We start from the raw sequence: 15,262 nt of genomic DNA, 5'->3' as shown, positions 1-15,262 counted from the left end.
GATTAGCGATAATTATGCCTGTTTGCTGAACAGGAGGTATGGCACTTCTGCGAAGGTGGTTTGTTCTTCGTTGAGAGGTATCAGTTCGGTAATTTTTTCGACGGACTGTACGCGGCCATTTTTCTCTTTCAGGAAGCTGAAGTAGGCGACTATTTCAGCCAGGCCATGTGTAAGTCCTACGGTTTCTATTACTTCTCTTAAGGTGGCGGTTTGTTTTTCCTGTAAGATATTTTCTACCTGTTGCCAGAGGTGTTTTTTGTCGATATGAGAGATGTTCATCATTCTACCGAAACGTTCTGCGTCGGCGATGTGTTCTTCCGCGTTGGTGGGTTGTTTTAAGGAGGTCACTACTCTTTTGGGAGTGAGGTTAAGCCGGCGTTCCATGTTCAGGCGTATGGAGGCGGGTTCTGTGACGCTGATACCACAAGTCGGTTCTTCATCATCGATCATTTGGAGAACGAGTTCTTTGATATTGCCGATCTGTTTGCGCAGGCGGCGGTGGCGGGCGATTTCTTTTTCGGTGATGATGCGGCTGAGTTTTTCCGCCATTTTATCGTTGGCATCGTAAACGTTGCGGCCGTATTGTAGCAGGAGTGATTTTGTGTTCTGGAGGAAGCTGCGATCCATTTCGATACCACGGTCTTCGAGCAGTTGCACGAGATTTTCTGTCAGGGAGCGCCAGTCTTCCTGGCCGGCCCTGGATACGAGGAAGTCCCAGAAGGCGTAGAAACTTTTTCCCTGGTCGCTGTTGCGGAGGGCGTTGTATGCTTCGAAGGCGTAGCCGACGATAGCGCCTTTATTGACTTCTGCTTTGGTATGTTGCTCTACGATGTTGCGATGGATCTGTTTGAAGTTGTCTTCTACTTCGCGGAAGTCGCTTAGTAGTTCATAACAGAGGCGGGTGAACCATTCCAGCCGTTCCTGTACTTGCGCATTGGTGTATACGGTGACGGCGCCGCCGAGTTCAAGTTTTTTGATCTCTTTGTCTATTTCGGCGCGTTTGTTCTTGAGTTCTGTGAGGCGGGTACTGCGGTCGTCCTGGGCGTATTCGCTCATTTCGCGGAGGGTTTGGAAGAGGAAGCGGAAACGGCTTTCAGTGCCGACGAATTGTCGTTTTTCCAGGGTTTGTAGCCATTGGAATGACTTCTCCGCATGTGCGCTCAGCTGATATTGGGTTTCGGCATTGGCATCGGGAAAGTCCTGCAGCAAGCGGCGTTGTACCCAGTTCTGCAGATATTTACGGGCCCTGGACTCTTCATCTTCTCCATATTCTATGCGGGCTTCTTCGAGGTCTTCCATACCATCGACGTGCATACGCAGCTCTTCTGCCAGCAGGGAGATGAGTGCGGGTTCCGGGATAGAAAATACATTTTCTGTCTTGAACACTCTATGCAGGAATGGCAGTACCCAATGCGCATTACGCATACGGATGATCTGCACGGACGGGGAATTCTCGAATAAGCCAGAAAGCGTAGATACCGACATTTTTCACAATTGCTAAGGGATAAAAGTAGAATTTATTATCGACCCTGGGCACGCTGTGGAAAAGATTTGAGTAATAAGACCGGTGGTTTCGGCGCTTGAAATGGCGATGGTTATACGAATGCTATACGAAAGCTATACAAATGATACAGGAGAGGTGGACGTGAGCATAACCTGTTAGCAATCAATTTGTTGGAGGCGGATAAAAAAGGGCGCCGTTATAATTGTCTGATATACAGTCCATTACAAACTATTTCAAAAAAGGCAATATGGGGGTGAGGCCTTCAAATTGTCCATAACGCCGGGCGGCGGTGGTGATGCTTTTAAGCTGTGCGGGGCTGAAGGCGGTGAAGGGGTTGATCTCGATGGTGACGGTGTCTTTTTTGTAGGTTCGTTTCCAGGTGCCTGCTACTTTTCCGTTGAGGACGATGGTGGGTTGGAAGATACCGTTGCGGCCGGGTACGATCCTTTTAAACTGTTCCGGTGTAACGAAGTGGCTGCGGTCTTTATAGCCGAGTACATATTCGTCGAAACCGGGCAGGAGGTATACGTTGTTGCCGGCGGTTTTCAGTTCGGGAGTAGGGGGTGCCATCCAGTAGGTTTGTCCATGGATCACTTCCCGGTGGAGTTTCGCCTGTACGATTTGCAGGCCTGTTTTGGACTCGGTGATGGTGAGCCCTGACCATCCTGCGAAATCCTGTATGGTGGCTGGGCCGCGGCTGATGAAGTAGCGGAGCGCCAGGCGGCTTAGTGCTTCTTCGCGGGGGATGGGGGAGGCAGCAGGTATCCACTTATCCAGGAGTGTATAGGTATATTCTTTTCCACGGCGGCAACCGAGGCATATTACTTTATCGGTAGCAGCGCGGACCAATAGTAATCCCAGGCGTTGTTCATCTGTGCGGATCTTATTCTTTTCGAGCAATGTTTTGATCTCTTCGCGGGAGAGTTCCTGTGTGTCTTGCAGGGCACGGATAATGAGCTGCTGGCTTTTGCTGACGATCTTCTCCGTGAGCTCCCTGCCATTGAGGAGGGGCGCCTGTTGTTGTGTGAGTCTGGGTTGGAGTAGCTGTAGCAGCCAGTGTACATCTTCTGTGGCGACGAGGTGTAAGGTCCCTCTCATGGCCCAGGTGCGTACGATCTGCCGGTCGGCGACCGCGGTTTCTACCTGTTCCTGGGTGCTATGGCGGGTGCGGAGGCCCAGCGACCATTTACCGCTCCAATAGTCCTGAGCCTGGGTGGCGCCCAGCCAGGCGGCTGCCTGTGCCGGGGTATCGAAGTCAGGAAGGGAGATATGCTGTTGTAAAAGCCGGTATTTCAGGAAGCTGGAATTGTTCATCATTGGTTGATATTAAACGCGGTCGCTGGTACAAATTAGCCGATTATGTGCAAAGTCTTATGCCATCAGCAAGAAGAAATTATAATCTGTCATGGGGGCATCGGTGAGACCGATATGGCGGCCCATGGTCACGATCTGTCCGCGGTGATAGGTGCTGTGGTTCATTACGTGCTGGATATATTCGAATTTATCGCGGTTGGACTGGAAGTATTCGGTGACGATCAGCACGGATTCCTGGAGGTCTTCGTCGTTGAGGGTGGCAACGAAATCGGAGAAGGCGGCGGATTGTTCTACAACGAGGTCAAACAGTGCGGCGGTGGGGATGGGAGCGGTACGCTGATAGGTGCTGAGTTCGGGCGCTTCATCTTTGATGATAGCCAGCCAGTATTGTTGTGCTTCCAGGTAGTGTTGGAGTGTTTTGTTGATGGAGTGGAAGCTGGAGGCGACGGAGGCATCCATCAGTTCTTCGGGTTTAGTGCGCAGCCAGTTGATCAGGGTTTTGTTTGCCCAAGCGTTGTAGGCAGCATAATCTTTTACCAGGGTAGCGAGTGTTCTTGTTTGTTTGGATGTCTGTATCATAGTAGGTTGTGTTTTGTAATACAAAGAAACTACGGGGTTGTGACAGTGGTATGTCAGCAGCGTTTTAGAAAAAATAAAAAAAATGCCGGGGAGGTAGAGCCCCCGGCGAGAATATAGGTAAACGGTTGGTTATCAGCGTATACGTTTTAGGTATTGATGGATATTCCCCAGGGGCGGGGATTTTTAGCTATAAAGCAGGTTGGTACGGAAGTGAGGTAGATGATGGCGGTCAGTCCGTTACCTATATCGATGAAGGCATCCGAGGAGCATCGGGGGATTAAAAAAAGCAGCAAAGGTCATTGGAGGCCATGTACTTAATAGAGACGGAATACAGTAACAAAAGGGGGGAAATGCGAAAAGGTGCTAAATCCTGCCAGTTACACAAGAAATCCTGCCGCCTATGCGGTGGTGTTACATGACAATTGGATTAATATTTACTTTAGGTCCGAATTCCAACGGAGCGGGTTGTATGCAGCCTATATAGTTACCAACTGATTCATCCCTATTTAAATGATTGTGAATGTTTTGGCCCCTGTATCTTCTTTGCACCGTCAACCAGAAATTTAGTCACATAACTCTCACCCTAACCTAAACACTTGAAGGAATGGAACCTTTTATTGCGCTAATTTGTATGTTCGGCGGCAACTTTGCGCCGAGAGGCTGGGCAACCTGCTGGGGCCAGATTATATCAATTGCACAGAACACTGCTTTGTTTTCCTTATTGGGGACGACTTATGGCGGTAACGGTCAAACGACATTTGCTTTACCTGATTTTCGGGGCCGTGCGCCTATTGGTTATGGTCAGGGACCAGGCCTGCCAGGTTATGAACTAGGTCAGATCGGCGGTACTCCCAACATTACGCTGACCATTGCTCAGATGCCGATGCACACACACGTTGGTGTGGTAACTATTTCTGTTTCCAATGAATCGGGTACTACAGGTACTGCGGCTGCGGGTACTAACACCCTGGCTACGTTCCTGGATTCAGTAGGAGGTAACGAGGTATATGGTTATAATAACAAGACGCCTAATACCGCGTTGGTACCCACTACTGCCGGTACTGTTATTCAGCCTGCTGGTGGCAGTCAGCCGTTTTCCATTATGCAGCCTTATATTGCTATGAACTATATTATAGCACTGGAGGGGATCTATCCATCCAGGAACTAATATTACGAGGGAGGTAGTGGAGACGCTACTTCCCTTTTTTATTGTTATGAAAAAGACAAAGATCGGTTGCCTGATACCCTATTCAGGTATATTTCCCACCCTCAGGGAAGATTTTCTTCAGGGAATTACCCTGGCACTTGATGAAGCGCAGGTGTCGGGAGATGTTGTTTTGGTGCCAGCGTTCATTAATATGGGGGATCTGGTGAAGGTGCGGGAGGTGCTTCAGAAGTTGATCATGTTTGAGCGGGTGGATATTGTGACTGGTGTTGTTAATTTATCGGTGATCAGTCGATGTGCGGAGGAGTTGAGTCAGTACCAGGTTCCTATTATTGTGAACAATCTGGGTGAGCGTATTCCGGCGGAGCATATGAGTCATCCGTGGCTTTTTTGCAACAGTCTGCACCTCTGGAAGAGCCAGTGGAGCATGGGCCGTTGGGCGCAGCAGCAATTTGGCGGGCTGCCATCCATCAGTATGGCCTTTTATGAAGGCGGCTATAGCCTGCATGAGAGTTTTCGCCTCGGTGCTACTGAGGGGGGCGCTTCGCGGGTCCATATACATATGCTGCAGATGCAGCCTCCAGGAGTATACGATACTACGCCCCTGGTACGTATCCTGGAGGAAGAATTGCCCGGACATGCGCATGTGTTGTTATCCGGCAAGGAAGCCGGGATGTTTCTGGAACAGTTCCGGGCTTCGGGGCTAAGGGACCGTATACCGGTTTCTATTAGTCCGTTGATGACAGCAGGTATTTCATTGGAGGATCTGTCGCTGGTGGATCAGTTATATAGTGCTACCACCTGGAGTGCAGACATTCTTACAGCAGCGAATCAATTATTTGTACAACGATACGAAGATGCTTATCAGCAGCAACCCCCTGTATATGCCATGTTGGGTTATGAGACCGGCGTGGCGATAGCAGCAGCCTGGATGAAAGCGGATAGAATTAAATTAAAAACTTCTTTGCAAGCACTCCTGTCTAACCCTATTACGGGAGGCCCCAGAGGAATGATCAGTATTGCAGGAAGTGCGGCACAGCACCCCCAGCCGGTATATATCCGACAAGTGCGGATCGATAACGGAATCATTAAGCAGGCCATTGTAGCAGAGGACAGCGGGATCGAGTGGAACGATCCATCCGTTGCTGCCAGTGCGGCTCAGCATTTGAGCGGCTGGCAGAATCCCTATTTATGCGTATAAGCAACAGACTTAGGACAATCACATTTTAGCGATACACAATTCTCCTATATGGTGAAACTCTACATTGGAAAATGTTGCCGAGCGACTATGGTCCTGGCAACGCTCCTTATTACCCTTCCTGTCAGCCTGCGCGCCCAGACCTATACGGCTTTTTCGGCAGGCAATGGTCAAGCCAAGAACTTTCCGCAACCACAGTTTCCGGGGAGGGTCGTGGTAGCTGATTTTGACGGTGACGGTGATGCCGACATCCTATCACAGACCGGTGGAAACGGCTCTGCACTTACCTATTCCAGGTGTGATGCTAATGCCAATTTTACTACTGTGGCGATCGGTGATCCTATTTCGCCTTTCCGGAATGTTGCAGCTGGTTTTCCTAACCTGACTGCGTTTAACGACTATGTGGCGGACTTTGATCATGACGGCGATATCGATCTTTGGTTAACGACCAATCTGGGGACCGGTTCTTATTTCCGTAATGATGGTGGTGTGTTTACCGGTGTTGCTACGGCCGGCGTCTTTCCATCGATAGGATCGCAGCTGCGGGTGACCATTGCTGACTTTTCGGGAGACGGTTTCCCCGATATCCTGTTCCAGGACGGATTCCCTACCGTGGGAGCCTATCATTATCTTAAAAACAATGGGGTACAAGGTGCTCCGCTCGCGTTTACGGAGATACCGCTGGCTTCTTCACCATTTGCGGGACTTACTTTCCCTACGCACCAGGGGGGCAATGTTTTTGCTGCGGACTTTGATAAAGATGGTAATATCGATATCTGGTTTGGTGGCGATATAGACGATCCTACGGTAGCTAACAGGAAAGGATGGTTCTTTAAGAATAATGGAAGCAGCTTTGCTGCGGCATCCAATAGTGCGTTTCCGGAACTCAGCGATATAGGGGATGCTGTACTGGGAGATTTTGACAGCGACGGCGATGTTGACATCCTATATCAGACAGGTGCTCCAGGCACTCCCTATAATGTAGCTCTCAATACGAGTACCGGAGGTAACGTTAACTATAACATTGTTAATACGAGTGCCTCCATATTTGCAGGATTTACTTTTTATGATGATAATACTTTTGTCGTAGCTGATTTTGATGGGGACACAGATATGGACATCTGGCAACCCAGGAATAATATAGACGGGCGATTCTATCAGCAGATAGCGGAGCCTCCCTATATTACTTCCAGTACACCGGCGGATGATGCGGTGAACGTAGATCCTACCGGGAATATAACTATCACGTTCAATAAAGCGGTTAACAAGGGAGCGGGCAATATCCATATTATACGTACCTCCGATAACGCGACTATTCAGACTATCGATGTAAGCAGCGGCAGCGTAACGACAGCTGGCGCGGCACCAGCTACTACCTGGACGATTGATCCGCCAAGTAACCTGGCATATGGCGTTGGATATTCTATATTATTTGATCCGGCAACCTTCAGGTTGCCTGCGCCGTCAAATATTGCATTCCTAGGTATCGATGATATCGTAACATTTAACTTCACGACCAGAACTAATACTGCGCCTACTGTTGTTAATCTGAATGGCGATATGGTAAGTTACCAGGAAAACGCTACCGCCACGGTACTTGATGCTGCTAATAATGCGACGGTGACGGATGGTGACTCTCCTGATTTCATCGGAGGGAATGTAACGGTTACTATTACTACCAATAAAGAAACCGGTGATAAACTCGCAGTAGGTAATATAGGACTGATTACGATCAGTGGCAGCAACATCAATTATAATGGCAACCTGATCGGTACTTTCACGGGAGACGGTTCCGCTGCTCCACTGGTAGTTTCCTTTACCACTGTCAATGCTACTCCGGCTGCTGCCACGGCATTGCTTCGTGCGATCACGTTCGTACATACTACAGAAAATCCAACGGCAAATACACGCACTATTACTTTTACGGTGAATGACGGTGATGGAGGTACAAGCACTGTAGCGAGTGTTAGCTGTGCGGTGACGGCGGTAAATGATGCGCCAGTAAATACAGTGCCTACGGGATATATATTTAATGAAGATACTCAGCTGACACTGACAGGCATACAGTTCACCGATGTGGACCAGGATGGCGCTGTCGTTTCTTCTGATTTCTTTGTACCTAATGGTAGCGGTACATTCCAAACGACCGGAGCGGGTGTAACCGTCGCTCCGTATACGGATGGTACCAATACCGGCATCACTATCGCAGGTACTTATGCTGCGCTGAATGCCTTTATGCTGGCAGGGAATGTGAAATTTACTCCAGCGGTTAACTTTAACGGTAATACGTTATCGATCAGTGTAAGGAATCAGGACGGTGGGCATACAGGTACCGGGGGCGTGCAGACAGATCTGGATCTGATACCATTGACGATCAATGCGATAAATGATGCGCCGGTAAATAACGTGCCTATCAGTATCCCGGTAACGGAAGATGCAGCGACGGCGTTGGCAGGGATCAGTTTTTCAGATATAGATGCTGGTAATGCGCCGGTGAAGGTGACGTTGAGTGTACCTTCCGGTACGCTGGCGGCGACCACCGGTAGTGGTGTGACCGTAGGCGGTACTGCAACAGCGCTGACACTGACTGGTAGCATTACAGATATCAATGCTTTTATAGCAGCCTCCAATGTAACCTTCCTTACTACGGTTGGCAGCGACGTTATCCTGACTGTGCTGATCAGTGATGAAGGTAATACTGGTACGGGAGGTGCATTAACCGACTCTGATCCCGTGACGCTGAGTGTTACTGCAGTAAATGATGCGCCTGCGTTGGCTATTGTTACCACTGCCAGAGCCGCACAGGAAGACGTAGCGACAGCCGTGAGTGATATTGTGATCTCTGATGAAGATGCGGGCAGCGGAAATGTAAAACTGACGTTGGCTGCATCCAGCGGTACCCTGTCTGCCACTGTCATCGCCGGTGTAGCAGTAACAGGTAATAATACCGGAACTTTAGTACTGACAGGAACGTTAACCGCTATCAATGCTGGTATCACCGGGGGTAATATTTCTTATAAAACAGCTCAGGATGATATACTGCCGGTTGCGATCACCGTAACGATAGATGACCAGGGTAATACAGGTACCGGCGGGGCGAAGACAGCAACGGCTACGCTCAACTATACCATTACTGCGGTGAACGATGCGCCGGTAAATCATCTGCCGGTTAATATATCCGTGACGGAAGACCAGGTGTCTGCGTTGACGGGCATTAGCTTCTCCGATGTAGATGCAGGTAGTGCGGCGGTAAAAGTGACGCTAAGCGTACCATCAGGTGCGTTGGCAGCCACCGCCGGTGCAGGTGTGACTGTTGGAGGTACAGCGACCGCGCTGACACTGACAGGATCGATCGCAGCTATCAATGCGTTTATAGCAGCTTCTAATGTAACCTTCCTTACTACTGTTGGCAGTGATGTTGTCCTGACGGTGCTGATCAGTGATGAAGGTAATACCGGTACGGGAGGTGCATTAACCGACTCTGACCCTGTGACGCTGCGTGTTGCGGCTGTAAACGATGCGCCTTCGCTGGCTATTGTTACCACTGCGAGGACCGCCCAGGAAGATATTGCCAAGGTAGTAAATGATATTGTTATCTCTGATGAAGATGCGGGAGCCGGCGCTGTGAAACTGACCTTGTCTGCATCCAGCGGTACACTGTCAGCATCTGCTATCGCCGGTGTGACAGCAACCGGTAATGGTAGTGGTACGCTGGTACTGACCGGTACGCTGACGGCCATTAACGCAGGCATTAGCGGAGGTATTGTATCTTATACAACAGCACAAGATGATGTACAGGCCGTTACTGTTACCGTGACAGTAGATGACCAGGGTAATACTGGTACGGGCGGTTCGAAGACAGCTACGGCTACCCTCAACTATACTATTGCGGCGGTGAATGATGCACCTGTAAATAATGTTCCTGCTACTATTAATGTAGCGGAAGATGCGGTCACTGCATTGACAGGTATCGGCTTCTCCGATGTAGATGCTGGCACAGCCGCTGTTACAGTAACACTGCGTGTACCAACGGGTACGCTGGCCGCGACTAGCAGTGGCGGTGTGACTGTAGGCGGTACCAGCACTGCGCTGATACTGACTGGTTCTATTGCGAATATCAACACGTTTATCGGTGGCGGTAACGTGACCTTTACCACTGCAGATCCAGGTAACGTAACCCTGACGGTGTCCATCAATGATAATGGTAATACGGGTACGGGAGGTAGCTTGACAGATACCGACCTAGTGACCCTGGTTGTAGCAGCAGCGAACGATGCGCCTACGCTGGCTATTGTCACTACTGCGAGGACCGCCCAGGAAGATATTGCGAAGGTGGTAGATGATATCGTGATCTCTGATGAAGATGCGGGCACCGGCGCTGTGAAACTGACCTTGTCTGCATCCAGCGGCAGGCTGTCAGCATCTGCTATTGCCGGTGTGACAGTAACCGGTAACGGTAGTGGTACACTGGTACTGACCGGTACGCTAACGGCCATTAATGCAGGCATTAGCGGAGGTATTGTATCTTATACAACAGCACAAGATGATGTGCAGGCCGTTACTGTTACCGTGACAGTAGATGACCAGGGTAATACTGGTACGGGCGGTTCGAAGACAGCTACGGCTACCCTCAACTATACTATTGCGGCGGTGAATGATGCACCTGTAAATAATGTTCCTGCTACGATTCAAGTGACGGAAGAGCAGGCGTCCGTATTAACAGGTATCAGCTTCTCTGATGTAGACGCCGGCACAGGAGTGGTTACGGTAACGCTGCGTGTACCAACGGGTACGCTGGCCGCGACCAGTGGTAGTGGTGTGACGGTAGGCGGTACCAGCACTGCGCTGACGCTGAGCGGTACTATTGGTACTATCAACACCTTTATCTCCGGCGGTAAAGTGACCTTTACCACAGCGAATGCAGGTAATGTGGTGTTGACGGTGTCTATCAATGACAATGGTAATACAGGTACAGGTGGTAGTCTGACAGATACTGACCCTGTGACACTAGTGGTAGACGAGGTGAATGATGCACCTGTATTAACGATCGCACCAGCGAGCTTGTCCGGTAATGAAGATAATGCCGTACAGATCAACAATATTTCTATCGCAGATGAGGATATCAATGCGGGTACTGGCCTATTGCATCTGCAGTCTTCCGGCGGAGCGTTCTTCGCAACGCCCCAGGCAGGTATTACTATTGTATCCGGCAACAATACCAATGACATACAGATCAGCGGAACACTGGCCGGTCTGAATAGTTATCTGCTTGCCGGTAAAGTGGCCTTTACACCTGCTGCCAACTTTAACGGGACGATCACAATTACGGTTACGTTTGATGACCAGGGTAATACTGGTACGGGAGGTGCTAAACAAGACCAGAAAACATTTACCATTAATATAAATGCGATAAATGATACACCCTCTATTACGGCGGGAGCCACGATTAATGTGGATGAAGATACTGAGACAGCGATCAGCGGAATCAGCTTTGCAGATGTTGATGCCGGAACAGGTGTTGTTAAGGCGACTTTTGCAGCAGCAGGTACGCTGACGGCCGCAGATGGTGGCGGAGTAACTGTGAACGGTAGCGGCACCAATACGGTGGTACTGAATGGTACTATTACGGCTATCAATAGCTTTATCTCAGCAGGATCTCTGAAATATACGCCAGTAGTTAATGCGACAGGTAATGTAAACTTGTCTGTCAATATTAACGATAACGGGTATACCGGTGCCGATCCGGGCGGGCCGTCCCCCACCAGCGAGGAGGCAACTACTACGGTTGTATTGACATTGGTAGCAATGAATGATGCACCGGTGATCGCCGGTACAGGACCGATCGCTGTAACGGAAGATGTTAGCAAAGCGATCAGCGGCATGACCTTATCTGATGAGGATGCCGGAAGTGGCAGCGTTACTATGACATTTACACTGCCTGCTGCCAGCGGTAATCTGACTGCCACCAGTGGTGGTGGAGTAACTGTGACCGGTAACGGTACCGCGACAATCTCCCTGCTGGGAACCGTTGCCAATATCAATACGTTTATTGCCGGTAATAATATCACCTATATGCCGGCCAACCACTTGAACGGCGATGTTATATTAACCCTGACCGCGACGGATAATGGTCATACCGGAGCGGGAGGAGCGCTGCAGGCGGTGCCTGTGCCGGTAACGTTGCAGATAGCAGCGGTAAATGATGTACCAAGCATTTCCAGCAATCCGATACCATTTAATGTACAGGAAGATGTGCCGACCGCAATAAGACCGTTGGCATTCAGTGATGTAGATGCGGGTACCGGTATTGTGAAGGTTAGCTTTATTGTTGCTGCCGGTGGAGGAACATTCGCTGCCAACAGTGGTAGTGGTGTCACCGTCAATAATTCAGGCAGCGCTACCCTGACGCTGGAAGGGACATTGACCGACATCAATACGTTCATTGCTGCTGGAGGGGTAACGTACACCACTCCGTTGAATAGTACTGTTACTCCGAGATCATTGACCGTAAGGATTGATGACAATGGTAATACCGGCAGCGGCGGCAACCTGTTTGCTCAGCTGGTCTTCAACGCCAACATCACCGCGGTGAATGATGCGCCGGTAATAACCATACCTGCTGCGCAGACAGTCGATATGAATAATGCCCTGGTATTGAATGGTGCTGACAAGATCAGCATCAGCGATGTTGATCTGAATGGAGGCGTTCTGAAGATAACATTGACAGCGACCAACGGTTCACTGACATTAGGTAATACTTCGGGATTGAGCTTCAGTACGGGGGATGGACTTGGTGATGTGACCATGACGTTTACCGGTAGCTTATCAAGTGTGAACACCGCGCTAAATGGACTCACCTTTATACCTCCGGCAAACTATTACGGTGCGGCTACTATTAAAGTGACTGCTGATGATCAGGGTAACACTGGTGCAGGAGGAGCACAAACAGATGAAAAGATACTCAGCATCAATGTACAACCGACGTTCCCGATCATTACAGCGGTATCTTCTACAGCAGGTAACGGTACTTATAAACTCGGAGATGTAATACCCGTCACTGTAACATTTAATATGCCAGTGCTGGTAACAGGTACACCACAGGTACAACTGGAAACGGGCGCAACAGATCGTAACGCCGATTATGTGAGTGGTGCTGGTAGTAGTACGCTTACATTTAGTTATACCGTACAAAGCGGAGATCAGTCTACAGATCTCGATTACACTGCTACTACGGCCCTTCAACTCAATGGTGGTAGCATCAAGAGTGCGGCAGGACTAAATGCGGCGCTGACGCTGGCAGCTCCAGGAGCCGCCGGATCACTCGGTGCGAACAAGGCACTGGTGATCGACGGTATTGTTCCGACCATCGCCTCGGTGGCAGTGCCGGCGAACGGTACTTATATTACCGGACAAGTATTGCAATTCACGGTAAATACTTCCGAAGTGGTTACCGTAAATACTGCCGGCGGTTCACCCACGCTGACATTACAGATCGGCAGCAGTAACGTACAGGCAGTTTATGTACCCGGAGCTCCGGCAACGGCGATGCAGTTCCGCTATACTGTTGTTAGTGGTGACCTGGATACAGACGGCATTAATGTAAGCGGATTGCAATTGAATGGCGCCACTATACAAGATGCGGCAGGAAATAACCTTCACCTCGCCTTACAAAACGTGGCACCAACGACCGCAGTTCTCGTAGATGCAGTAGCACCAGCAGTGACCAGTGTTGATATTCCTGCTAATAAACTTTGGAAAGCTGGTGAAGTACTCAACTTTGTAGTACATTATTCTGAGGCCGTAACGATCGCGGGAGGTACACCATTCATTTCGGTAACGATGGGCAGCAGTATCAAAAACTTTGCACTCTCTGCCGGTGCGGGCACTAACACACTTACATTCAGTTATACAATAGCCGCCGGTGATCTGGACAGAGATGGTATCGCTGCGGCCACTAATATTTCTCTTAACACTGCTACCATTAAAGATGCAGCCGGTAATAATGCCACGCTTGTATTAACAGGAATGGGAGCCACTACCGGTGTACTGGTAGATGCAGTACCGCCAGTGATCACCACCAACCAAGTATTTAGTGTCAATGAGAACAGTGCTGCAGGAACGACTGTAGGAGCTGTTGATGCTAATGATCCAGGTTCTTCCGGTACACTGCAACAATGGACTATTACAACTAACGTTGATGCGGATGGAGATGGAGTACCTGCGTTCATCATGGATCCGGCGAGCAATGTGATCAAGGTAAATGATGCGGGCGACCTGAATTATGAAGTGAATAGCAGTCTGACAATTTCAGTGAGGGTAAGCGATGGGGTGAATCAAAGTGCTGTACAGACAGTGAAGATCAACCTCAACGACATGCCGGAACCTCCGTTGGATATCCAGCTCAGCAACCTGCTCGTGGCAGAGAATAACCTGCTCAATATCACAGTAGGTACATTGACTGCTACGGCTGACGAACCAGGAACAACATTCACTTACACCCTGGTAGCTGGTACCGGTAGTAATGATAACAGCAGCTTCAGCATTGCAGGAGATAAGCTGACAGGTCTGAAGGTCTTCAACTTTGAAGAACAATCCAGCTACCGTATCCGGGTAAGAGCCACTACGCAGCATGGAGAGTACCTGGAGAAAACGTTCGTGATCAGCATCAGAGATGTAAATGAAGCGCCGACCATTGACGTCGTGACAGACAAGAGCTATTGTGCTTCCGGCAACGATGAGCGGATCGCATTCACAACTGTAACAGCAGGACCTGAAGCAGGACAGACGGTGACCCTCACTGCCAGCAATGACAACAACGGCCTCTTCTCCTCTTTCACGATCGCAGGTAATGAACTCCGGTTCAGATTTGTGGCCGGTGCATCAGGTGTTGCCAACGTTACTGTGACAGCTAAGGACAATGGTGGCACGGCTAATGGCGGTGTGGACCAGATACAGCGGACTTTCCGTATTGCAGTGAGCAGCATAAATACGCCTGTGATCACCAGCGATAAGGGATTGAAAGTATCCAAAGGCGATGTGGTACGGCTGACAGCAACAGGTGGTGTAAGTTATGTATGGGATCCCAATGAAGACATACAGCATAATCCTAACCAGGCTGTGTTGGTAGTCCGTCCGAAAGCGAATGCGACCTATCGCGTTACGGCAACCAACAATGCTGGCTGTACGGCATCTCAGACGATCTCAATAGAAGTAATAGATGATTATAAGGTAGACGCCACGAATATACTGACGCCTAATGGAGACGGTATCAATGATCGCTTTGTGATAAAGAACATTGACAGCTATCCGAATAATGAGCTGAAGATATTTGATCGCGTCGGAAGATTGATCTATAACAAACGGAGTTATCTGAATGAATGGGATGGAACATTAAGCGGCAGACCCCTGCAGGAAGGCACTTATTATTATATCCTCGACTTCGGTCCCGGATTACCAAAAGTAAAAGGTTTCATTACCATCATCAGAGATAAATACTAATCAC

Annotated in this window: 6 protein-coding genes; 3 read left to right on the top strand and 3 right to left on the bottom strand. The window is 49.5% G+C overall.

The genetic code is table 11. The annotated features are described in order from the left end of the window. Positions 1-12: 12 nt before the first annotated feature. From KTO58_RS23860 to KTO58_RS23850, 3 genes are all read right to left on the bottom strand, one after another. Complete coding sequence (locus KTO58_RS23860; protein ID WP_095836995.1) at positions 13-1,485, bottom strand: DUF3375 domain-containing protein; 1,473 nt, start codon at positions 1,483-1,485, stop codon at positions 13-15. A 247-nt stretch (positions 1,486-1,732) separates the two neighbouring features. Next, on the bottom strand, positions 1,733-2,821 hold the full coding sequence (locus tag KTO58_RS23855; RefSeq protein WP_095836996.1) for a winged helix DNA-binding domain-containing protein: 1,089 nt from the start codon (positions 2,819-2,821) through the stop codon (positions 1,733-1,735). A gap of 54 nt (positions 2,822-2,875) precedes the next feature. Beyond that, positions 2,876-3,397: a DinB family protein gene (locus KTO58_RS23850; protein WP_095836997.1), complete on the bottom strand. Its 522-nt coding sequence runs from the start codon at positions 3,395-3,397 to the stop codon at positions 2,876-2,878. A 604-nt stretch (positions 3,398-4,001) separates the two neighbouring features. On the opposite strand from KTO58_RS23850, the gene KTO58_RS23845 reads away from it, so the two are divergent. The 3 genes from KTO58_RS23845 to KTO58_RS23835 all read left to right on the top strand — a co-directional run bounded on the left by KTO58_RS23845 (position 4,002) and on the right by KTO58_RS23835 (position 15,258). Then, positions 4,002-4,565, top strand: a complete 564-nt coding sequence (locus KTO58_RS23845; RefSeq protein WP_095836998.1) for a phage tail protein — start codon at positions 4,002-4,004, stop codon at positions 4,563-4,565. Between the two features lie 46 nt (positions 4,566-4,611). Continuing rightward, positions 4,612-5,763 (top strand): ABC transporter substrate-binding protein, encoded by a 1,152-nt coding sequence (locus KTO58_RS23840; RefSeq protein ID WP_095836999.1) that lies wholly within the window; start codon positions 4,612-4,614, stop codon positions 5,761-5,763. An 87-nt stretch (positions 5,764-5,850) separates the two neighbouring features. Then, positions 5,851-15,258 (top strand): T9SS type B sorting domain-containing protein, encoded by a 9,408-nt coding sequence (locus KTO58_RS23835; RefSeq protein ID WP_198315132.1) that lies wholly within the window; start codon positions 5,851-5,853, stop codon positions 15,256-15,258. Positions 15,259-15,262 lie beyond the last annotated feature (4 nt).

Source organism: Chitinophaga pendula (genome assembly GCF_020386615.1).
Classification (GTDB): domain Bacteria; phylum Bacteroidota; class Bacteroidia; order Chitinophagales; family Chitinophagaceae; genus Chitinophaga; species Chitinophaga pendula.
Note: the sequence above shows the minus strand (reverse complement) of the source record. Positions and strands in the feature narration are given on the sequence as shown.